The organism is Vibrio sp. Vf1514, from assembly GCF_052076135.1.
GTDB lineage: Bacteria > Pseudomonadota > Gammaproteobacteria > Enterobacterales > Vibrionaceae > Vibrio > Vibrio furnissii.
Genome location: NZ_CP197267.1, coordinates 1536503 through 1558940 on the forward strand (window position 1 = coordinate 1536503; position 22438 = coordinate 1558940).

General features: G+C 46.6%; 26 protein-coding genes. 12 read left to right on the top strand and 14 right to left on the bottom strand.

The genetic code is table 11. The features are described 5' to 3' along the window. Position 1 precedes the first annotated feature (1 nt). The 7 genes from ACS18Q_RS07135 to ACS18Q_RS07165 form a co-directional block, all read right to left on the bottom strand. Positions 2-1393, bottom strand: a complete 1392-nt coding sequence (locus ACS18Q_RS07135; RefSeq protein WP_441257599.1) for a hypothetical protein — start codon at positions 1391-1393, stop codon at positions 2-4. Positions 1394-1548: 155 nt separating this feature from the next. Next, positions 1549-1767 carry a hypothetical protein gene (locus ACS18Q_RS07140; RefSeq protein ID WP_238819974.1) on the bottom strand — a complete coding sequence of 73 codons (219 nt, stop codon included), beginning with the start codon at positions 1765-1767 and terminating at the stop codon, positions 1549-1551. A gap of 34 nt (positions 1768-1801) precedes the next feature. Next, positions 1802-2026, bottom strand: coding sequence for a hypothetical protein (locus ACS18Q_RS07145; RefSeq protein ID WP_238819975.1), 225 nt, complete (start codon positions 2024-2026; stop codon positions 1802-1804). 9 nt (positions 2027-2035) lie between these two features. Continuing rightward, positions 2036-2353, bottom strand: coding sequence for a hypothetical protein (locus ACS18Q_RS07150; RefSeq protein WP_232658769.1), 318 nt, complete (start codon positions 2351-2353; stop codon positions 2036-2038). Beyond that, on the bottom strand, positions 2346-3605 hold the full coding sequence (locus tag ACS18Q_RS07155; protein WP_441257600.1) for a replication initiation factor domain-containing protein: 1260 nt from the start codon (positions 3603-3605) through the stop codon (positions 2346-2348). The genes ACS18Q_RS07150 and ACS18Q_RS07155 overlap by 8 nt, the downstream gene beginning before the upstream one ends. Then, positions 3605-3814, bottom strand: coding sequence for a hypothetical protein (locus tag ACS18Q_RS07160; RefSeq protein WP_417870123.1), 210 nt, complete (start codon positions 3812-3814; stop codon positions 3605-3607). Before ACS18Q_RS07160 ends, ACS18Q_RS07155 begins: the two co-directional genes overlap by 1 nt. Then, complete coding sequence (locus ACS18Q_RS07165; protein ID WP_441257601.1) at positions 3811-4140, bottom strand: hypothetical protein; 330 nt, start codon at positions 4138-4140, stop codon at positions 3811-3813. The genes ACS18Q_RS07160 and ACS18Q_RS07165 overlap by 4 nt, the downstream gene beginning before the upstream one ends. Before the next feature lie 172 nt (positions 4141-4312). Between ACS18Q_RS07165 and ACS18Q_RS07170 the strand changes: the two genes are divergently transcribed. Beyond that, complete coding sequence (locus ACS18Q_RS07170) at positions 4313-4681, top strand: DUF3693 domain-containing protein (RefSeq protein ID WP_202642843.1); 369 nt, start codon at positions 4313-4315, stop codon at positions 4679-4681. A 170-nt stretch (positions 4682-4851) separates the two neighbouring features. Here the strand turns inward: ACS18Q_RS07170 and ACS18Q_RS07175 are convergent, their stop codons facing one another. From ACS18Q_RS07175 to ACS18Q_RS07190, 4 genes are all read right to left on the bottom strand, one after another. Continuing rightward, complete coding sequence (locus ACS18Q_RS07175; RefSeq protein ID WP_441257602.1) at positions 4852-6096, bottom strand: Nramp family divalent metal transporter; 1245 nt, start codon at positions 6094-6096, stop codon at positions 4852-4854. A gap of 106 nt (positions 6097-6202) precedes the next feature. Further along, positions 6203-7936, bottom strand: a complete 1734-nt coding sequence (locus ACS18Q_RS07180; RefSeq protein ID WP_441257627.1) for an ATP-binding protein — start codon at positions 7934-7936, stop codon at positions 6203-6205. A gap of 7 nt (positions 7937-7943) precedes the next feature. Next, entirely contained in the window at positions 7944-9131 is a 1188-nt protein-coding gene (locus ACS18Q_RS07185; RefSeq protein WP_206980610.1) for an FIST signal transduction protein, read from the bottom strand. A 110-nt stretch (positions 9132-9241) separates the two neighbouring features. Next, on the bottom strand, positions 9242-9598 hold the full coding sequence (locus ACS18Q_RS07190) for a hypothetical protein (RefSeq protein WP_441257603.1): 357 nt from the start codon (positions 9596-9598) through the stop codon (positions 9242-9244). Positions 9599-9856: 258 nt separating this feature from the next. On the opposite strand from ACS18Q_RS07190, the gene ccoN reads away from it, so the two are divergent. The 11 genes from ccoN (at position 9857) to ttcA (ending at position 19862) form a co-directional block, all read left to right on the top strand. Beyond that, the gene (gene ccoN, locus ACS18Q_RS07195; RefSeq protein ID WP_004725969.1) at positions 9857-11284 is read left to right on the top strand and encodes a cytochrome-c oxidase, cbb3-type subunit I; all 1428 of its coding nucleotides are present in this window, start codon (positions 9857-9859) and stop codon (positions 11282-11284) included. A gap of 12 nt (positions 11285-11296) precedes the next feature. Next, positions 11297-11917: a cytochrome-c oxidase, cbb3-type subunit II gene (gene ccoO, locus ACS18Q_RS07200; RefSeq protein ID WP_004725967.1), complete on the top strand. Its 621-nt coding sequence runs from the start codon at positions 11297-11299 to the stop codon at positions 11915-11917. Between the two features lie 11 nt (positions 11918-11928). Next, positions 11929-12102 (top strand): CcoQ/FixQ family Cbb3-type cytochrome c oxidase assembly chaperone, encoded by a 174-nt coding sequence (locus tag ACS18Q_RS07205; protein ID WP_038151150.1) that lies wholly within the window; start codon positions 11929-11931, stop codon positions 12100-12102. Continuing rightward, positions 12102-13079: a cytochrome-c oxidase, cbb3-type subunit III gene (ccoP, locus tag ACS18Q_RS07210; protein WP_004725963.1), complete on the top strand. Its 978-nt coding sequence runs from the start codon at positions 12102-12104 to the stop codon at positions 13077-13079. The genes ACS18Q_RS07205 and ccoP overlap by 1 nt, the downstream gene beginning before the upstream one ends. Before the next feature lie 85 nt (positions 13080-13164). Then, positions 13165-13647 carry a FixH family protein gene (locus tag ACS18Q_RS07215; protein ID WP_441257604.1) on the top strand — a complete coding sequence of 161 codons (483 nt, stop codon included), beginning with the start codon at positions 13165-13167 and terminating at the stop codon, positions 13645-13647. Positions 13648-13651: 4 nt separating this feature from the next. After that, complete coding sequence (locus ACS18Q_RS07220; protein ID WP_441257605.1) at positions 13652-16024, top strand: heavy metal translocating P-type ATPase; 2373 nt, start codon at positions 13652-13654, stop codon at positions 16022-16024. Then, a complete protein-coding gene (gene ccoS, locus ACS18Q_RS07225) occupies positions 16025-16198 on the top strand; it encodes a cbb3-type cytochrome oxidase assembly protein CcoS (RefSeq protein ID WP_004725957.1) in 174 nt (57 codons plus the stop codon). It abuts the gene before it with no gap. Further along, complete coding sequence (locus tag ACS18Q_RS07230) at positions 16195-16869, top strand: sulfite exporter TauE/SafE family protein (protein ID WP_441257606.1); 675 nt, start codon at positions 16195-16197, stop codon at positions 16867-16869. Before ccoS ends, ACS18Q_RS07230 begins: the two co-directional genes overlap by 4 nt. 90 nt (positions 16870-16959) lie before the next feature. Next, positions 16960-17712, top strand: a complete 753-nt coding sequence (locus tag ACS18Q_RS07235) for an FNR family transcription factor (RefSeq protein ID WP_014205085.1) — start codon at positions 16960-16962, stop codon at positions 17710-17712. Positions 17713-17842: 130 nt separating this feature from the next. After that, on the top strand, positions 17843-18790 hold the full coding sequence (gene uspE / locus ACS18Q_RS07240) for a universal stress protein UspE (RefSeq protein WP_004725950.1): 948 nt from the start codon (positions 17843-17845) through the stop codon (positions 18788-18790). Between the two features lie 139 nt (positions 18791-18929). After that, positions 18930-19862, top strand: coding sequence for a tRNA 2-thiocytidine(32) synthetase TtcA (gene ttcA / locus ACS18Q_RS07245; RefSeq protein ID WP_004725949.1), 933 nt, complete (start codon positions 18930-18932; stop codon positions 19860-19862). A 66-nt stretch (positions 19863-19928) separates the two neighbouring features. Here ttcA and ACS18Q_RS07250 read toward each other — a convergent pair whose 3' ends face one another. Genes ACS18Q_RS07250 through ACS18Q_RS07260 form a run of 3 tightly spaced genes read right to left on the bottom strand, consistent with a single transcriptional unit; the run spans position 19929 to position 22193 of the window. Beyond that, positions 19929-20591 (bottom strand): DUF2987 domain-containing protein, encoded by a 663-nt coding sequence (locus ACS18Q_RS07250; RefSeq protein ID WP_441257607.1) that lies wholly within the window; start codon positions 20589-20591, stop codon positions 19929-19931. A gap of 2 nt (positions 20592-20593) precedes the next feature. Then, entirely contained in the window at positions 20594-21391 is a 798-nt protein-coding gene (locus tag ACS18Q_RS07255; RefSeq protein WP_441257608.1) for a glucosaminidase domain-containing protein, read from the bottom strand. Beyond that, a complete protein-coding gene (locus ACS18Q_RS07260) occupies positions 21384-22193 on the bottom strand; it encodes a hypothetical protein (RefSeq protein WP_441257609.1) in 810 nt (269 codons plus the stop codon). The genes ACS18Q_RS07255 and ACS18Q_RS07260 overlap by 8 nt, the downstream gene beginning before the upstream one ends. Positions 22194-22438: the final 245 nt, after the last annotated feature.

Genomic DNA, 22438 nt, shown 5'->3' on the forward strand with positions numbered 1-22438 from the left:
CCTAATCCGTCAGGGCTTTGATGCCGAGCAAGACGGCAAGAAACAACAGGACGGCAGCAATCAAGCTTGAGTTTTCAAGTAAGGCAGGGAATACACCAGACGTGAACGAGTTCACTTGACCGTTAGCAAATCGAAACGTCCACTTGTGTTCAATGTAAGTCCCATCAGCAAGCTCGGACTCATCAAACGTGAACAGTGATTTAAACTGCTCCATTTGCTCCTGATACTGTGTTTCAAGCTGTTCGATTTCACCCTCAAGATTTTCAATCGCATCAGTGCCGTATAGGCCGTTCGCTTCAAAATCGACTTGTCCCTCAAAGGGACGCCCAACCATACCTTTACCGTCGAGAGTTTCTTGGATGCCTTGCAACTTTGATTCGACACCGGACAAATCGACGTCGCCACCAGTGCCACCCGCACCGCTGATTTGAGAAGAGAGGGCTTCAAGACCGTCAGCGAGGCCGGACACATCACCGGATAAGGTAGACAGGCTGTTTGATAGTTGAGCAATATCTTGACCGTTTTTCGTAACAAGTGAATCATTGTAGGTTAGGTGGTTGTTTAGCTCAGAACGCAGACCGCTGACAGTACCGGAGAGCGTTTGAATGTTTCCATTCACTCCACCGAAAAGGCCATTAATCGGAGCAACATACTCCATGATTCGAGGAAAGAAGTAGTTCATCTGGCCTGTAACGCCGTCGAGTTTAGTACCCAGCTCATCGAATTTAGGATCTAATTCAGAAAGGTCGACGTCGACGTTCGCAAGATCATCTTTAAGAGCAGCTACCTTTTTAGTTATCTCACGAGTCTCGACCAACGTCGCATTTGCAGCACCGTAAACAGATTCAACAGAGGTCTTAACGGCATCTACTTTAGAACTAACTGTTGAAATAGCACGGCTGTTGTCACGAATGCGGTCAAGGTTGTATATGTTCTGGTCATATAGCTTGGTGAACTGCTCACGATAATCGAGCATTGAAATGCCGCCTTGGCAACGATAATCACCTTCAGCCGTTGTATAACACACCCAACCGTCATAAACGATTGGAGACTCCCAATCATCATCAGGGTCAGTCTCACCACCGTCATCGCTATCGTCAGGATCACAACCCGCGCTGTTATCTTCAGCTTCACACGTCGGAGCTGGGTCACCGGACTCACAAAGAGTGCCGTCACTGAGTCCATTACCGCTACAATAACCAGTCGCATCATCACAAAATGTGGTTGCAAACTGATAACGACAGCCATCATTGCTGGAGCAAACGACAGGGAACTCACCTAATGATTGTTTCCACCAAAAGTAACGACTATCGCCGATTCGACAAGTTGTTTCCTCACTGCTGGCGAATGAAGGAAGTGACAGAAAAGCGCAAAACAAGAGTAGGAGAGTCAAACAGGTATTCGTCGCGCATCGCATAAGGCACCCCATGAAGTAAAACGCCCCCGTTAGGAGGCGTTGATTCCGGTGTAAAAGCCGTATATGAACGCCCCACCATTAGCCAGAGCCAACAAGATAGTGACGACGTTTGATATCAGCTCAACCATGGTTTAACGCATCGCGCCCATGATCGCACGGAGGCCGAAACCGATAGCCGCCAAACCAATCAAACCGATAACAACAATCGAATAGTTTGATTGGCCAGAGGTAACCGCCGCGTTCAGCGATTCTTCAACGGTTGCGTTGGCCGCACCAGAGAGAACCAAAGCACCAGTAGCCGCGGTAACTTTACCCGCGTGTTGTTTCATAGAAGCAAGAATGTTTTTCATAAGGATTTACTCCGTTGTTAGTGACATACAAAAATCAGCCTCGACCGAGGCCTTTAACGATACGACCCAGAACGTGACCACCGACAAGCGACAACAACAAATAGCCACTGACCGTGGTGTATAAGTTCGGGTCAATACTTAACGCGCCCACTGAATCGGCTTGTAATTCTTCCAACTCAGTAGCGGTTAACAGGGCGTAATCGCAAGACGAGGACGACGGAACGACATACCCATTCGAAACGATTACGCATTGACTCATGACGCCGCCTTACTTCGTCAGCGGCTTGATATCGACCACCCAGTTTTTTTGTGGGTTGTTCGGGTCGATGTCTAAAACCAAATCACACTCAAGCGGAAATTGACCTTCCAGTTTCTGGAACTCGGCCAGTAGTGACGGATTGGTGTTGCACATGGTGATTTTCTTTTGCTCCAAACCGACGCGAGTGCATTGGCCTTGAGCGGATTGTGTCCAGCCGTCGTTCTTTCCGAGATAGTTCACGACCGCGTAGTCGTAAGGACGGTTAGAGCCTTTGGACAGACCTTTGCTGTGTTCACAGCCGATAACGAAAGCGCTGATTTTAGACATGTTGGAATTCTCCAGTTTTTTGCTGATGGAAAGCCCGTCCGACTGGATAGTTGATTCGGTCGGGGATATCGGTTGGTTCGAAGCCTCTTGTGAGCGCTTCAAGGACTCTTGAATCGTCTTCAAAGATTTGACGCATCGCATTGATAAGCTTGCCGTATTGAGTCTTCGCATGTTTCACCGCGTTATCTAATGAGATATTAAAAACGAGCTTGACGGTTGGGATACGAACGGGCTCAACATCGCTTAAAAGCGAGGCGAGAGCAGGGTACGCACCAACAAAATAGGGGTCAGGATTTACCAGAATATCGAGCGGAATCACTCGGTAACGGTTGCCGATTTGCACCTCAAAACGGTTCCAATCGGGGTATTCTTCGGACTTGAGTTGTGCGCCTTTGTGGTAAGCACGAAACACCTTGCCGTTCTCACGAGCGCCGACGTAGAACGTTCGGCCATGGTCAGGAACGAGGCCACATTTGCGACGGTCATCTGATGAAACGCCAGAGCCACCCATGAACAAACCCCATCCGGGCGGTGTGCCGCGAGTGATGAATTCACCGTCTTGGTAGCGTTCAATCATGGAGTCAATAGAGACATTGCCTTGCAAGTCATCGAGTGCAAGGTCAACACGGGTCAGTTTGGTTCCAGCCATCTGTTTTAAGGCGTAATGCAGCTTTTCAAAATTCAGTGCTTCGCAGCCTTTACCGGAAAAAGACACGTAATAACCGAAGTTCGACGCGCCCCAAGCGACCATGCCAGCCTGAATTCCGTTACACAGTAACTTTGCAGAATAGCGATAACCGGAGAAGCCACCACGGCGTTCCGTTGTCCAGATGTTGCCGTCATAGCTGAGTTCATGTTGCAGCAGCTCAAGGAATGACTCGACTTCGCCATGGCAAAGCACATCCAGCATATCAATCCCAAGGTTGGCGATAAGCTCTTGGTAACAGTCGTTAAACGATTTGTCCTGAGCGATGTGTAAGTCCGCATCTTGGAGTTGGTCGGCCAGCGCTTCAAAGTACAAATCTTTGTTGGCGTAGTTTTCAGATTCAACACAGCCAAGAACCTGCGCGAGGTTTTCCGCAAAGTGATTGATTTGGTCGCGTTCGCCGTCAGCAACAGCCACGTCATTGTAGGACTGGAACTGATAAGGCGAGCGGCCAATCAGGAAGCGTTGTTTGGCCATGTCTTTGCAGCGCTCAAGGATAAGCGGCGAACCAGAGAAAGAAACGTAGTCAATCAGCGTGCGAGACATTACAAATCTCCCTGATTAACAAAGGCACCAGCGGCGCGAAGTTCGGATTCGTTTTCGTCGGTGACTTCGATGAGATCGCGTTCAGTGTCGCAAGCGTAAGCGTACAGCTCAGCACGAGTACGGAAATACTCCGGTTGTCCGTCAACCGAGCAGTAAAAACCGTCTTCGTCATTCCAATAGTAAACAGGAGATTTCTTAGAGCACATCATTGAGCCTCCTGAATCAGGCGGGTCAATTTGGCTTTTTCAGAGATGGCATCTCTAATCTCGTAGTATTCTGAGAAACTGATTTCACCATCAGAAAGAGCGCTGGAAATCAGTGGTCGAGCATGTTCATCAGAGTACCAATCAGAAACTTCAAAATATTTTTCAACACCAATTTCAACGTAATCCGGCAAAAGTTTGCTAAGAACGACGACACCGTAGATGAACAGGAAAACAAGCAGCCAAGCCGAAAGCCAACCAATCAAATCCCAATTGCGCTTAACAAACTGACAAACTGCGCTTGCTTGAATGTGTTTACTTGAGAATGCCATGACCAACCACCTTGAACAGTTGAGAGAGCGACCACCAAGCGCGAGAGCTTCAAGGGCAAACGCCCAAGGTGGTCAAATTCGATTTATCGAAACTTTAAATTCGAATAATCGAATCTGCAAGATGCGAAAAATCGAAACTTTAAGGCTAGAATTGAGAAAAATGGAGGTAGCCATGTACGCGAATGAACTGTTAGATGCCTACAAAAAGGCGCAGAACTACGTTCAAGACAAGCAAATTGCACATGACTTGAACTTACAACCGAACAAGATTAGTAAAATGCGCAATGGCATTCGCTATGTAACTGATGAAGAAGCTATTTTTCTAGCTGAAGGCGCAGGAATTGACCCAGAGTTGGCGCTGTTAGGAATTCACGCTGACCGCAACGATAATCCGTCTATAAAAGCGTACTGGGAACGCATAGCAAAAAAGTATAACGGGCTGGGATTACAAGGATTATCAATGGCTGTGGGCAGTTTGGCGTTGTATGCGACCGAGGTTAAAGCGTCACTATTACAGTGCGCATTATGTATATTATGTTAAATAATGTTGCTGAGCACCATGAGATATGTTGATTTGGCCCTCTTTCTTGCTGAGAACCACTTAAGGCATTGAACATAAATGATTTACCATAAAGTATATAATTACCATATTGATTCACGTTCACACGCGTAATCAATATGGTAATTAAGATGGCTTGCTTTTGTTTAGGTTTAGATCAGTGTCGTAAGCAGATACGCATTCAATAACAACACCAAACCAATGATGACACCGCCAATCGATGTGACTGCTTTACTGTTGGTGTATTTCCCCATGATGCTTGAGTTCGCGGTAAACAGAATCAGCGGAATGATCGCCAATGCGATACCAAAGCTAAGTGCGACTTGGCTCATCACCAATATTTGTGTGGTGTTAATGCCTAGCCCAATCACCACAAACGACGGCGCCATGGTGATGGTTCTTCTCAACCACATGGGAATGCTCATACGAACAAACCCTTGCATAACGACTTGGCCTGCCATTGTGCCAACAACCGTGGATGACAAACCTGATGCTATCAGTGAGATACCAAACAAGATGGATGCGGCCTTACCAACCAGCGGTTCCAGAGTTTTGTATGCTGTTTCGATTTCTGCCACATGTTGATTTCCGCTGGCGTGAAATGCTGCCGCCGCCATTGCAACAATCGCGATGTTCACGAAACCGGCAATAATCATGGCGATGGACACATCGAATTTGGTTGAACGCAGACGTTTTTCTACGGTTTGATTGTAGGTGTTTTTAAACAATGCGGAATGCAGGTAGATGACGTGCGGCATAACCGTTGCCCCTAAGATACCGGCTGCTAAGTAGATTTGATGACTACTATTTAGTGTTGGGACCAAGATGCCGGTTGTGAGGTCTGAGCCCGATGGATGTGCAAACAGCAATTCTGCCACGTAGACAATGGCGACAAACAGTAGCAGCCCACCAATCGTCATTTCCAACGGTTTTTGCCCTTTCTTGTTGAGCATCAATATGGCCACGGTCGCGACGGCTGTAATGGCGGCGCCATCAATCAACCGAATACCAAACAACAATTGAAAACCGACTGCAGCCCCAATAAATTCAGCTAGGTCAGTCGCAATGGCGATGAGTTCTGCTTGGATCCAGTAAGGCACTATCGCCCATTTTGGCAACCGTTCTCTTAGATGTTCCGCTAGGTTTTTGCCGGTCACGATGCCAAGTTTCGCGGATAGATATTGAATTAACATCGCCATGAGGTTTGCCCACAGTACTACCCAAAGAAGTTGATAGCCAAAGGCTGAACCGGCTTCGATGTTGGTGGCGAAGTTACCCGGGTCAATGTAACCAATTGCGGCAATAAATGCTGGTCCGAGTAACAGAAGTTTGCTTTTAAACTTAAAAGAAAGCTGAGTGAATCGGTCGTGTTTAGGCGAATAAAGTGTGGTGTTCATCAGTTGTCATGCCTGAAATAAATCTGCTATAGACAACATATTCCTCATTTAAATGAGAATCAATATCAATTACTCAGGTTGTAACTATTACAGAGATAGGTCTCACCTATCGCTGGTGATTCAGGTAGCGATCTGAGATTCGTTGTAGCTCTTTGCTTCGGATGGGCTTCAACACAATGTCATTCATCCCTGCGGCCAAACAGTTTTCATGATCGCTATTCATGGCGTGTGCAGTCAGTGCAATGATCGGTGTGGCGAGTTTTCGAGAACGCAAAATGCGAGTTGCTTGAATCCCATCCATGATTGGCATTGAAATATCCATGAAGATCAGGTCAAAAGTTCTATCTTTTTCAACCAGTTCTATGGCGTGTTGTCCATTATTAGCAAGTGTTACGTTGTAACCCATTCGATTGAGTAAGAGCTGGATGACCATTTGGTTTGTCTTGGTATCCTCGACAACGAGGATGTGTTTGGTGTCATCAAGCGCACGATGTGATGCGGTATGAGAGAGCGGAAGTTCATCGAGATGAGACGTTTCTGAACTTCGCGATTGCAAAGGAATCGAAATCGTAAACAGACTTCCCTCGCCTAGTTTGCTATTCACGGTAATGCTACCCCCCATCAGTTCAACCAGATGTTTGGTGATGGCTAACCCTAACCCGGTTCCGCCGTAGTTCCGCGTAATCGAGGTATCGGCTTGAATGAAGGGTGAAAACAGGTGTTCGATTCGCTCGTTGTCGATCCCAATGCCGGAATCTTTGACTTCAATCTCTAGGCGATCCCGTGCGGTCACCAGTGATACATCGACAAAACCGTGATGGGTAAATTTGATTGCATTGCCGATGATGTTAAACAGGATTTGAGTGAGACGAACTGAGTCGACCCAATATTCAAATTGCTCACAAATGGAGGCTTTGACGTTGAAGGTAATGTCTTTGGCTTGCGCTACTTGGCTATGGTATTCGAGTGCATGTTGGAGCTTACGACTTAAACTAATCCAGTGACGTTGTAACTCAAAATGACCTGACTCGATGCGACTGAGGTCGAGGATATCGTTGATGATGACCAAAAGTAACTCAGCCGAATTTTCCATCTGTTCTAGCATGTCTTGCTGATAAGCATCTGAATCATCACGCAGTAAATCAATCAGCCCTAACACGGCATTGAGTGGCGTACGTAGTTCGTGACTCATCATGGCAAGGAATTGTGACTTGGATTGGTTCGCCTGCTCTGCCAGTTGCTGAGCAACTTTCAGTTCTCGAGTTTTTAAATCGACCAGTTTTTGCAGCGCTTCTTTGTGTTCAATGTCGTTGATCGCGCGTTCAAGTAATGGGCGAAAGCGTGACAGCGTTGATTTAGTTTCGAGGCTAAACTGCCCTTTTCGTGTGCCCAGTAATAGCAAAACAGAGTCACTGGTTTGCGCTCGAATCCCCGTCACGAGTGCTGAGTTGATCTGATCTTTTAGAAAGTGATTTAAGTTTCGAAACTCATCGAGTTTGCTGGGCTCGAAAAGAATGATGCATTCGCCATCCAACACACGTTGAAACTTGTCGCCGTTGAACCACTCTTTGCCTTGAAACGCTAAGTTAGATGCTAGATACGTCGAAAAGATACTGCTTTCTTTATCTTTTGAAATCACGATGAAGTCGTCGAATCGAATGTAGCGACTGAGGACTTTTTTCAGCTCTTCAAAAATTTGGTATTTGTTGTCGGCGTGACTGAGCGCGGATAACGCCGCCAAAATGACCCGGTTTTCTTCGGCCAGACGCTGTTCTCGTTCTTTGCTGCGTTCCAATTCCAATAACGCTTCATTAAGCTGCTCTATCTTTTCTTGTTCCATCAGATGGTTACTCAGACTCATAGAATAGGACTGACGAGATCATCAAGTTCCCGTGTGCGTTCTCGCCACCGATGAAACGACCTTGTTCACCGAAGGTAAAGGGACAAATAAACGGCTGATTGTTCATTTGGGATTTTAATTGGCGTTGCACTTCGAGAATATCTTCGCCAAGGCGCAACATTGAACCGGCGCAATAGATGATGATTGAGCCAAGTAGTTGTGACTCATGATAATTCTGGGTATTGGCCTCTTTTACAACTCGAGACGCTCGATTGATCAGTTGCTCTCTGGATCCGGTCATCAACGTGACGGTTTCGCCTTCAACTGCAGCGGTAAACATCTCCATCGATCCGTTGCGTGTCATGCGCACTGGATGAGAGAGTTTGTAATACGGCTGTTGATGAATGTGCCCGGCAACACGGCCGAGTGGAAAGCGAGTGACGTGGTGAAAGAGATAATGTTCTGATATTTGGACGCTGGAGTGATCACTGATCCACTCTTTGTAGATTTGTTTAGCCGGCTCGCCATCGATTTCATGGATAAAACGTCCGGACGCCTTCGTGACTGTGCCAACAAACTCGGTGGGTGAATAGCCTGCGCTAAATCCAGTGGTCAGCGGCTTAGATGGGAAAAAGAGCTCAATCGCAATGCCACGTTGAATCCAACCTTGCTCCGTCATGCTTGACCACTGCTTTTGAATATAATTATCTGCTGCACTGCCCCCGATGATGGGGATTTGAGTCCCGAACGTATCGTCAATTTCATCGATAAACAGCTCTTCATGACCGGGGGTTGCATGAAGCACAATCAGACTTGGAACTTCGCCAATTCGGCCTGCAGAACGCAGTGCTTGTTGAATCGCTTTGCGAGTGGATTTTCGAAAGTCTTGGCCTTCATCCAATGCAATCAATCCGGTTCCGTATGCGCTTTGGTTTGAATCGTAAATCCCCATGGCGGCGATGACTGGGCCGGCATGATAACCTTTTTCAGTCATCACGCCTTTACACGATGAACACCCAATAAAAGGAATATTAGGAAATGCTTGCTTAAATAGCGTGAATAATGTTTCCGTAGGATATTCGTCAGTATAATAGAGAACAACACTAGAAAGCCCCTTTAATATTAGGGACTCTCTCAGTTGATGAATAGCATTGATGAGATCAGAAGATTGAGTAAAAGTCGTTATCAATCGCATATGCGAATATAAGTTAAAAAAATTCTTCAATCTTTATACATTAACTTGAGGCGATATTAAATTTTTTCTCGTAACTTAATGAACGCTGTCTCGCAAATTATACGACCTTATTAATCATTAATATTAATGTTTACTGAGTCATTAATATTAATCGTGCTATTTGTTTTTGAGTTGTTGCGAATCACCCTGAGCTGCACACTTTCGCCTTCTCGAATCAATTCATCATCCGATTCTAAGCGCCATTCCTCGGGGATTGGACGAATTATATACACGCCTGGGAACTCTTCACTTTTTGTTACAGTTAATTTTTGTCCATTCACAAATAAAGAACATTTTGGTTGTGGAATGCATTCCTGTGCTGGTACATCACGATATGTGATCGTGCGCCAAAAAAAAGCGATCACGAGCACAGCTAAGGTGATGATTATTTGATCAAGTCTATGTTTGGTTAGCTTTTCAGCCGCCATGCCTTTGTGTTCCCCATGTAACAAACTTCAAAGTTTTGAAATAAAAGGTCAAATCCAGATGGATAGTAAGGTTACTACACTGTCATTGAATTGTTAATTGCAGTATAGTTGTGGCCTGAAAATGCCACTTTTTTATAAAGTCAGCAATAGGATTAACGTTATGAAAAGACATTAATTTTTATTGTGAACTTGGGTGGCATTACGACATGTGTCGTGTTGGAAGTAAAGTGTAGTTAATTAGACATTGGAAGCATGCAAATGAGCCAAGAAAAGCAGCTTGAACAAAACTATAACTATACAGTCGTCCGTCAATTTACCTTGGTGACTATTCTCTGGGGTATTGTCGGTATGGGTGTTGGTGTTTTGATTGCCGCTCAATTAGTATGGCCACAGCTCAACTTTGATACGCCGTGGCTGACGTATAGTCGCTTACGTCCTCTGCATACAAATGCGGTAATTTTTGCGTTTGGTACCAGTGCACTGTTTGCAACATCTTATTATGTTGTGCAGCGTACCTGTCAAACTCGTCTCTTTGGTGGCCCGCTCGTCCCATTCACCTTTTGGGGATGGCAAGCGATAATCGTTTCTGCCGCTATTTCTCTGCCTCTGGGTTACACCTCAGGTAAAGAATACGCGGAATTGGAATGGCCGATTGATATCGCGATTGCTCTTGTATGGGTTTCTTACGCCGTGGTGTTCTTTGGAACGCTGGTGAAACGTAAGACGTCTCATATTTATGTAGCAAACTGGTTCTTCGGTGCGTTTATTCTCACCGTCGCAGTTCTTCATATCGTGAACAGCATGGCAATCCCTGTTTCTATGGGGAAATCGTACTCGATTTATTCTGGTGCGGTGGATGCCATGGTTCAGTGGTGGTACGGCCATAACGCAGTTGGTTTCCTTCTGACCGCCGGCTTCCTAGGTATGATGTACTACTTCGTCCCTAAGCAAGCCGAACGTCCAGTTTACTCTTACCGTCTGTCAATCGTTCACTTCTGGGCACTGATCTCTTTGTATATTTGGGCGGGTCCACACCACCTTCACTATACAGCGCTACCTGACTGGACTCAGTCGTTGGGTATGGTGATGTCTTTGGTTCTGTTCGCACCATCTTGGGGTGGCATGATCAACGGTATCATGACGCTATCAGGTGCATGGCACAAACTGCGCTATGACCCAATTCTTCGATTCCTGATCGTTTCTCTGTCTTTCTACGGCATGTCGACTTTCGAAGGCCCGATGATGTCGATCAAGACAGTGAACGCACTTTCTCACTACACCGACTGGACGATTGGTCACGTTCACTCTGGTGCGCTGGGTTGGGTTGCGATGGTCTCTATCGGTTCGGTTTACCACCTAATTCCTCGCCTCTTTGGTCAAGAGCGCATGTACTCCATGAGCTTGGTGAATGCCCATTTCTGGTTGGCAACCATCGGCACAGTGCTGTACATCGTTGCGATGTGGATTTCTGGTGTGATGCAAGGCCTGATGTGGCGTGCCGTAAACTCTGACGGTACATTGACTTACAGCTTTGTCGAATCAGTTCAGGCGTCTTATCCGTTCTATACCGTTCGTTTCATCGGTGGTTTCATCTTCCTGTCGGGCATGTTCCTGATGGCATACAACGCGTATAAGACCATTGCTGCACCAAAACATAGCTTGAAAGCTATCCAACAACCGGCTTAAGGAGATTGAGGAATGAGTAATAATTCTAATAATCGCCACGAAATCATTGAGCGTAATGTCGGTTTGTTGGCTATTTTCATCGTTTTTGCGATCAGTTGGGGCGCGTTGGTTGAAATCACACCGTTGATTTTCCAAAAGCAAACAACTGAGCCGGTTGAAAACCTGAAGCCTTACACGGCATTGCAACTGGAAGGTCGTGATATCTACATTCGCGAAGGATGTAACGTCTGTCACAGCCAAATGGTGCGTCCATTCCGTTCTGAAACTGAACGTTATGGTCACTACTCTGTTGCCGGCGAAAGTGTGTGGGAACACCCATTCTTATGGGGTTCTAAGCGTACTGGTCCGGATCTCGCTCGTGTTGGCGGCCGTTATTCTGATGAATGGCACCGTGTTCACTTGATGAATCCTCGTGAGCTGGTTCCAGAATCAAACATGCCAGGCTTCCCGTGGCTCGCTGAAAATGTCCTTGATGGAAAATACACTCAACAAAAACTTGAGCTGTTCCGTGACAAATTTGGTGTGCCATACACTGATGAACAAATCGCGAATGCGACAAAAGATGTGGAAGGTAAAACGGAGATGGATGCCATTATCTCTTACCTTCAGTCTATTGGTCATGCAATGAAATAACAGGGGTAATTATGGATATCGGTACTATTCACAGTATTTGGACCATAGTGCTTTTCGTCTGCTTTATTGGCGTTGTTTGGTGGGCTTACGGCAAGAAACGTAAAGCTCGCTTTGATGAGGCTGCCAATTTGATTTTTGCTGACGAACAGCAAGCGCCCTCAAAAAAACAAGGAGTGACTAAGTAATGACAACATTCTGGAGTCTATGGATTACCGTCATCACACTTGGAACCCTGTTCGGCTGTGCTTTCCTGCTCTTTTGGTGTCTGAAAGACAAAATGGGCGTGGAAGAAGGCGTAGACATGGGCCACGAGTACGATGGTATTCGCGAAATCAACAACCCATTGCCAAAATGGTGGACTTATCTATTTGTAAGTACATTCATTTTTGCGGCGGTCTACCTGACCCTTTACCCGGGTCTGGGTAACTTTAAGGGCGTGTTGGGTTGGCAAAGTTCTGACCAGCGAGTTCGCTCACTGGAAGAATCAAAAGCCTCGATTGCGGCTGCTCAGGATAACAAAACACTGGTGCAATACGCGAAAGAACTCGACGATGCAGACACCTATTTTGGTGAAGCATTCAAACGTCTGGCTTACAAAGATGGCGGCTCAGATCTGCGCCCTATTCCTGAAATTGCAGCCGATTCCGATGCACTAAAAGTTGGACAGCGTTTGTTCTTACAAAACTGTTCTCAGTGTCACGGTTCAGATGCGCGTGGTCAGAAGGGGTTCCCTAACCTAACTGACAATGCGTGGCTGTATGGCGGTGAACCTGATGCTATCGTGACGACAATTCGTCACGGACGTATTGGTCAAATGCCAGCATGGAAAGATGCGCTGGGTGAACAAGGCGTTCAGGAAGTCGTGAGCTATGCTCTGAGCTTATCGGGTCGCTCTGTGAACGCTCGTGAAGCCGAAGCGGGTAAAGCACGCTTTGTTGTGTGTGCCGCGTGTCACGGTACTGACGGTAAAGGTAACCCAGCTGTAGGTGCCCCAGACCTGACAGATCAAGACTGGCTGTTTGGCGACTCACGCGCTGCGGTCACTGAGACTGTATCGAATGGTCGCTCAGGTGTGATGCCTGCATGGATTGATATCCTCGGTGAAGACAAGGTGCAACTGGTTGCGGCTTATGTCTGGAGCCTGAGCAATTCAGAAAAATAAGTAACAGTCCAATAACAGCCCCTTTTCAAAGGGGCTGTCTTTCTCTTAAGTTAGAGCCTTCTTATTTGTTGTAGAGAACTTTTTTATGGTAAAGCCTTGGTATAAACAATTCTGGCCGTGGTTTCTGATTATTCTGCCGCTTACGGTCGTTGTCTGGACAATCATCACTGTCATCGTGTTTTCCAATAACTCAGTATCCTTGGTGACGGAGGATTACTATAAAAAAGGCAAAGGCATTAATATTGATTTGTCGAAAATTCATGTGGCCAAAGAGCTCGGTCTCAACGCGGCGGTCTATTCTGACGGGAATGACATTGTGATTAAGTTGGATAAAGGCAAGCTTGAGCACTACCCGGCCGTTCAAGCCATGTTTGCACATCGCACGCTCCCTGATCGTGATTTCTCCATGTTATTAACCGCGGATGCAAAAGGCCGTTATCGAATTGTTCGCGATAACGAACTTCAAGGCCCTTGGTTTATTGAATTGACGCCTCACAATAGCGAATGGTTGGTTCAAGGCCGAGTCACGTTCCCTTCTGAGTCTCCAACTCGCCTGATGAATGATTAATGCCATGACGACAGCGTGTTATCACTGCGGTGAAGATGTCCCAGCCAACACGGATTTTAAAGTCGAAATTCTCGGAGAAGACCGAGAAATGTGTTGTCCTGGATGTCAGACGGTGGCGCAGACCATCGTTGAAAACGGCCTTGTCTCCTACTACCAATTTCGCACGGCACCCGCTGAAAAAGTGGAGTTGGTACCCGAGCAACTGAAATCGCTCATTCATTACGACAATTCCGATGTTCAAGCCGAATTTGTGCGCAATCAAGGAGATTGCAGTGAAGTGACATTGTCACTTGATGGCGTATCTTGTGCTGCGTGTGCTTGGCTCATTGAAAAGCAATTGGCTAACGAACCCGGCGTGCTTTCGATTCGTGTTAACACCACCACCAACCGTGCGCTGCTGAGTTGGGATAAATCTAAAGCCAAATTAAGCGAGATTCTCAGCCAAATCCACAAACTGGGATACAAAGCTGCGCCATTTGAAGCAGACCAACATGAAGCGTTTTACCACAAGACGATGAAGCAATACCTTTATCGTCTCGGCATTGCGGGCCTTGCTACAATGCAAGTGATGATGTTGGCTGTCGCGTTGTATCTCGAAGCCTTCGGCGATTTGGACACGGAGTTTAAAAACTATTTTCGCTGGGTCAGTTTGATCTTCGCGACCCCTGTTCTGCTCTACTCGGCATTGCCATTTTACTTTAACGCGTGGCGCAGTATTAAAGGTCGAACGCTTGGCATGGACGTTCCGGTGTCAATTGCGCTGATCTTTGCCTATGTGGCGAGTTTGGTTGCAACGGTGACCCAACAAGGCGAAGTCTTTTTCGAATCCATCTCCATGTTCACATTCTTCCTGTTGGTTGGACGTTTTCTTGAGATGCGAGCACGCCGTAAAGCGGCGGCGGCTAGCGGTAATTTACTCAAACTGATCCCGGCGATTGCTACCACGCTCGATGGTCAGCAAGTGCCAGTGAAAACGCTGCAATTGGGCGATCGAATTCGAGTGCTTCCTGGGGAACATATTCCTGCTGATGGTCATATTCGACAGGGGCGCGTCCATGTCGATGAGTCCATGTTAACGGGTGAATCGCTGCCAGTGGTTAAAAGTGTTGGCGACGCGGTATTTGCGGGAACCCTTAATGGTGAAGAGGCGTTTGAGCTGGAAGTGACGGCATCGAAAGCCGATTCGGTCATCTCCAATATCGTACGTCTTCAAGATGATGCCCAGTCGTCCAAACCTCGTATTGCTGAAGTGGCAGACGTTGTGGCGCGTTATTTTGTTGCAGTCATTTTGATTATTGCCGCCGGGACATGGTTCTATTGGCATGAAGCAAACCCAGATGATGCGTTTTGGATCATGTTGTCTGTTTTGGTCGCCACCTGCCCTTGTGCGCTCTCTTTGGCCACTCCGACGGCGCTCACGTGTGCCACATCACGCATGGGGAGCTTTGGGATTTTGCTTCGCAAGAGCCACGTGTTTGAAACGTTGTGTAAGGTCAATCACTTGGTGATCGATAAAACGGGCACCTTGACGCATGGTAATATCGAAATTGGCCAAGTAGTTCTTCATTCGTCGTGGACGGAAAAACAATGTTTGGCGCTCGCAGCGTCGTTGGAACAACACGCGAATCATCCCATTGCCAAGGCATTCAGAACGTACGCGGATACAACGTTTGCTGTGCACCAAGTACGCAACGTGATCGGCTCTGGCGTTGTGGGCCGATATGGAATACATGACGTGAAGATCGGTAGCGCGCAATTTGTATTGGATAACAGTCACCAAGGTGAAGTGAACGCCATTTATCTCGCGGTGGACGGTGACCATGTTGCGACCTTCCATTACCAAGACCCAATACGAAAAGAAGCAAAAACATTTATCGACAAATTTCACGATGCTGGCATCAAAATTACCCTGTTGACCGGCGATTCTGAAGCAAACGCGCAAACCGTCGCTCGTCAGATGGGCATTGATCATGTGGTTGCTCAGGCCAAACCAGAAGATAAACTGGCGTACTTGAATCAAATCAATACCCAAGATATCACCATGATGGTTGGCGATGGCATTAACGATGCGCCGACGCTTGCTGGCGCGCACATTTCTGTGGCGATGGGTGGCGGCACTGACGTCGCGAAAGCGTCGGCCGACATGGTTTTACTTGGTGATAGATTGGATAAATTGTTAGAGGCTCGCACGTTAGCGCTGAAAACTCGACGTATTATTCGTGAAAATCTTGCGTGGTCTTTGGGCTACAACTTGCTGATTTTACCTTTGGCGGTGGCGGGATTAGTTGCACCCTATGTGGCGGTGGTGGGTATGTCTGCCAGCTCAATTATAGTAGTATCCAACTCTCTTCGTTTGTTGAAAGAACAAGGTAAGTAAATGGAAAGCCTCTATATTCTGATCCCGATTGCGATTGTGCTTGTGTGTGTCGCTGTTGCCATTTTTTTGTGGGCAGTGAAAAGCGAGCAGTTTGAGGATCTGGAGCGTCAGGGGCACAACATTTTGTTTGAAGATGATGAGCACGCCGATCAATCCGGTAAGGATAAACAATGAGCCCCGATTTTATCGGCGCCTTTGTGATTGGCTTATTGGGTGCTGGCCACTGCATGGGGATGTGTGGCGGTTTGGGGGCGCTGCTCACCTTAAATCATCAAACGAATCCAGCCATGCCGCTGCTATTCTATAATATCGGCCGTCTTGGCAGTTACATGGTGTTTGGGGCCATTGTTGGCGGGTTAACCGCCTCTCTTTCTGCCGTTGCGGATCTCAACCATTTTTTGGTTTGGTTACGATTGCTGGCCGCGATCCTAATGATTGGGCTTGGCTTGTATGTGGGGCGTTGGTGGTTTGGTGTCCTCAAACTCGAGGCGTTAGGACAACGTCTTTGGAAACGCATTTCGCCTGCCGGTAAAGCACTGTTGCCTTTGAAAAAGAGTTGGTATGCCCTGCCGTTTGGTTTCATTTGGGGCTGGTTGCCATGTGGCTTAGTGTATTCAATTTTGACTTGGGCCGCGGTTTCAGGTGGTTTTTTGCAAGGCGCACTTGTGATGGGCGCGTTTGGTTTAGGCACATTACCCGCGATGCTGTTGGTCGGTTTTGGGGCAACAAAAATAAAAGAGTTGCAACAATCGAAAATATTTCGTCATATAGCGGCAATATTTATTATCGTTTACGGCGTTTATACCGGTGTCGGAGCCGTAAACATGCTGATTACCTTAGTTTAGGTAGTTGATTCTTTGCACAATTATTTTCGCTATCCTTTGGGGTTAAGGGATGCTAAAATATTGATGTATATCAAATAGTGAAAGGTTGTTATGATTTCTGAAAAGCCTGCTGCAAAACGCATTCAATCCGGTGGTTGTGCAATTCATTGTCAAGACTGCAGTATTAGCCAACTTTGCATCCCGTTTACTCTGAATGAATCAGAGTTGGATCAGCTTGATCAGATTATCGAGCGTAAAAAGCCGATTCAGAAGGGTCAGGAACTGTTTAAAGCTGGTGATGATCTGCGCTCTCTGTACGCAATTCGTTCAGGCACCATCAAAAGCTACACCATTACTGAACAAGGTGACGAGCAAATTACCGCTTTCCATCTTGCCGGTGACTTAGTCGGTTTTGATGCGATTACCGGTGATTCTCACCCCAGTTTCGCGCAAGCGCTTGAAACATCAATGGTGTGTGAAATTCCATACGAAATTCTTGATGACCTGTCTGGCAAAATGCCTAAACTGCGTCAGCAAATTATGCGCCTGATGAGTAATGAAATCAAAGGCGACCAGGAAATGATTCTGCTGCTATCGAAGAAAAACGCTGAAGAGCGTCTGGCAGCGTTCCTGTACAACCTTTCAACTCGTTTCTCTCAGCGTGGATTCAGCCCTCGTGAATTCCGTCTGACCATGACACGTGGTGATATTGGTAACTACCTTGGCTTGACGGTTGAAACCATCAGTCGCCTACTGGGTCGTTTCCAAAAGTCAGAAATTCTGAGCGTAAAAGGTAAATACATTACCATTCTTGATCATGATGCGCTGATGGAATTGGCTGGCGTCTCACAAGAAAGCAAGTAACATCAATGAAGTAGCTCATTAATGAGCTACTTCATACTTCTCCGATTTTCCTTCCTAAATAGCTAAAACTCTTCGATTAACTACGCTAAAGTAAATGTAAGAAATCTCCTCCACTCACAAGGAGTTTGTTATGAGTATCTATAGCAAAATCTTAGTTGTTGCCGACATCAATCATGATGAGCAACCTGCCCTCGCCCGTGCGATGCAACTGGCTGCTAAAAGCAAATCAACCAGCCGCATTACGTTTTTCCTGTCTATCTATGATTTTTCTTACGATATGACATCCATGCTCTCTGTTGATGAGCGTGACGCCATGCGCAGAGGCGTAATTCACCAGCGTGAGCAGTGGATGAGAAAAGTCGCGGAATCTTATGTTGATGAGTCGGTGATGTTTGATGTCAAAGTGGTTTGGCATAATCGCCCTTACGAAGCGATCATCGGCGAAGTATTTGCTGGTGAACACGATATCCTCATTAAAGGCACGCGCAAGCATGATGTGTTGGAGTCGGTGATCTTTACGCCGACCGATTGGCACTTGTTGCGTAAATGCCCTACGCCAGTGCTGTTGGTCAAAAACGCAGAATGGCCGGCAGATGCAAATATCGTCGCGTCTGTCCATGTCGGCTCAGAAGTTGAAACGCATCTGCAATTGAACGACATCATGGTCGAACAGTTGCTGTGCCTGACGTCACGTTTGGGAGCAACGCCTTATCTGGTGAACGCCTACCCGGTCACGCCTGCCAATATTACGATTGAGCTGCCGGAATTTGACCCCACCACCTACACGGATGCGGTACGCGGTCATCATTTAACATCGATGAAAGCGTTGCGTCAGAAACACGGTATTGATGAAGCACAAACCATGGTTGAACAAGGGTTGCCAGAAGATGTCATTCCTGAAGCGGCCACCAAACTGAACGCGGCGATGGTGATTCTGGGAACCACGGGCCGCACGGGGTTATCTGCCGTATTTATCGGGAACACCGCCGAACATGTGATTGATAAAATCAATTGTGACGTGTTGGCATTGAAACCACCTGGCTACATTAGCCCGCTAGATCCCAAAACAGCCAGCTAACCTGATCACCATGGTGATGAATCCCCGGCCTGAGTGCTGGGGATTTTTTCTTTTCTAGCACGGATAGCACTAGCATCTGGATAATTTATCCGTATCATACGCACTTCATTTTGTTTTGAAGAAGTAAGACTGCAGGCTGATGACAGAGCAAACACAAGAGTTGACCAAAGCTCAACAATACAATTTCAATAAACTGCAAAAGCGCATTCGTCGTAATACTGGTCAGGCTATCGCTGATTTCAACATGATTGAAGATGGCGACCGCATTATGGTGTGTCTGTCCGGCGGTAAGGACAGCTTTACCATGCTCGAAATTTTGATGAGCTTACAGAAAAGCGCACCGATTTCGTTTTCTCTGATTGCCGTTAACCTTGATCAGAAGCAGCCTGGCTTCCCTGAACACATTCTGCCTGAGTATTTGGCTAGCCTTGGCGTAGAATACAAAATTGTCGAAGAAGACACCTACTCGATCGTTCAGGACAAAGTTCCTGAAGGTAAAACGACGTGTTCACTGTGTTCTCGTTTACGCCGTGGCATTCTTTACCGCACCGCAAAAGAGTTAGGTGCGACAAAGATTGCTTTGGGCCATCACCGCGATGACATCATCGAGACATTGTTCTTGAACATGTTCTACGGCGGTAAAATGAAAGGCATGCCGCCAAAGTTGGTCTCTGACAACGGTGAGCACGTGGTGATTCGACCATTGGCCTATTGCCGTGAGAAAGACATCATTAAGTATGCTGACATGCGTGGTTATCCGATCATTCCTTGTAACCTATGTGGTTCACAACCAAACATGCAGCGTCAAAACATCAAACAGATGCTCAATGCGTGGGACAAGCAGTTCCCGGGTCGTATTGAGTCTATGTTCCGCGCGATGCAGAACGTGGTACCAAGCCACTTGGCAGACTTTGAACTGTTTGATTTCAAATCCATCGACCGCGATTCTGGCGTGATCAATGGTGGTGACATCGGCTTCGATAAAGAAGAGATGCCCACCCAACAGGTTGAAGACGAAGATTTGGTGATGGAGTTTGACCCAAGTTTAAAATTAGATGTCACGAATATCTAATAAAAACAAAGGCTGCGTATGCAGCCTTTGTTTTATCTCTGTATCGATGGATGAACGTTTCGAATGCTATTTTTTGCCTTTTGGCAGATAAGGCAACACGCGCGTTGTGGTTTCAGGCAGCATCATCCAACCGTCTTGGCCGATTTGCACCAAATCAACCTGTGCTTTCCCGTGAATGACGGGAATGCTTTCGCCGCTGCTGAGTTCGATCGTCGAATTCAGATCGTTGGCAAATTCCAGCGTCACACCCGTCACCGCCGGTGTAAACCAACTGGCAAACATACCGCCTAAATCTTCCAGTAAGCTTTGCATCTGTGGCAGCAACGTTTCAACTTGCGCGTAAGTCACTTTGCCTTCAAGTGGTGCTTTTGTCATGACCACCATGGAAAAATCGCAGCGGCGATCATTCGGCGTATCAACAAACACCAACGGGTTGGCTTGGCGAAGATTATTATCCAGTGGCACAATCAACTCATGCCCCGCCGATGGCGTCAGCGCTTCGTAGTGCTCCTCTTTCTCCATCCATGCTTTTTCAATGTGACAAAGTTGTTTGTTGTCGGCATCGACAAAGAAAAAACCAACTTTGACATCTTCATGGTTGTCTTTCACGTTGTTTTTCATCTGTGAGTACAATTTTGAATAGGTAAACATGTACTCTTGCGCCCAGGTTGGTGCAGAGAAGCTCGCGCAAAGTGTCGCGAGCATTAAGGATGACAATGTTTTTTTCATGTTTAGTTGAGCCAATATTTTTGGTTGTGACGGATCATGGTTTGAAGATCTGCCACATAATCTGCGCCGCGTTCTGAATACTTCAGCAGACCGTTCGTGAGTTCAACAGCAGTCTCGACACTGAGTAAGTTGTTTTGGTCTTGGCGTAGATCGTAACGAATTTTGCGTAAATCGTAATACGCAGCGTTGCGGTTCACGTTCATGAAATAGCGATGAATCGATTCTTGCACCGAGCTAAATTTTGCCACTTCATGAGTCATGCCTTCGGCACGTGCCCGAGGCACCAAACCACAGCCCTCAGTGTAACACCACTGACCAAAGTAGTTGTTTGCTTCGCGGGCAAAGCGTGATGTACCCCATGCCGATTCATTGGCAGCTTGAGTCAATACCAGCGCTTCTGGGAGGACGTCCACACGATGCAGCATGATGGCCAGCCATTTGTCGTCGACTTGGTTGTCGGTCAACGCCACATTGTATAGACGCGCTAAGTGTTTCGCATCATCGAGATCTTTTTCGGACACCCGATTTTTCTCAAAATTGTCTTTGATGCGCTCGATAATTTTACGCTCTTTCATGACGCGCTCATTTTCCAGCGCAATCCCAGGTTTCAGGTAAGAGAAAAATGCATGCTTTTTCTCTGGAATATCGCTGATGGCGGCGAAATCTGGCGCATCAGACACAGCCTGACCATTCATCTCAAACGACATTGAGTCGGTCGAGTGTTGTTTAACATAGTAAACGCTGCAGCTAGCAATCACAGCAACGACAGATAAAGCGAGATACTTATTCTTATTAAGCATTAAACACCTGTGAATCTTGGTTATTATCATTGTTATCGTCATCATGGTTTGACGATGTGGTGACGATCTTAAGGCGAATACCAAACATATTGCGGTAAATAATACCTTTGATATGGAAGAAAAATGGCAGCACAAAGATAAGGCCAATGCCATAAAAGATTGCAGCGGCGACGAACATCATCATCATGACGATGTAGATGACGACCAGCGGCAGAATTTTCTTGTTGACGGCGCGCAGTGAAAGCAGCAATGAACGCATCGGTGTCACTTGCTTTTCACAAATCAGAAGTACTGAATTGCTAAACGCCAATGAAAGATACATCGACAACAGCGGGAACAGCATGCCCGCCACGCCTTGTAGTACTAACCCACATAGTGTGGCAATGATCACCGGCACCGTGTATTGCAGGCCTTTGCTGATATGGCCAGTTTTGGTCTTCAACCCTGCTGCGTGGCTCATTGCCATCAGACACACACCAGCATAAATCGGCGCGCTGACCACTTCATAACTGAAGTTTGCGATAAATATTGCCTGCACCAGCCCTTGTGGGAACACGCCGTCTTGAGCGATGGCAGAGACAATAATCGATGGATCACCAAGTTGCAGTTTGAGTGCGATAAAGAAGATCGCAACCTGAACGACAATGAGCATCACAATGGCAGGAGAAAAGGACAGAAAATGTTTAATGGTGCAGTCAAAGGCTTCTTTAAACACCTCTCCAATCTTGAGTTGATACTGGCCCGACAGAGCGCGCTCAACCGTTCCTCCCAAATTGAAATCTTTTTCGATATCGTTATTCATAATGTGCCCTAAGTTGGCTTGTCAAAAATGCGACCTATACAAGACAGATAAAATACTCGGTCATTATACTGAAATGCTACCGAGTCTAAACTCTGTGTGCCAAACTCGTCTTGCTTTCTGGAAACTATGGTTGATAATTAACCACTTGAAACCATTAAGAGTTAAGCGAAACGCCTATGGTAATTAATCTTTACTTTTAGGTGCAAAATTTTTTCTGTTTCAGAATAAGAAAAAACTTTGAATTC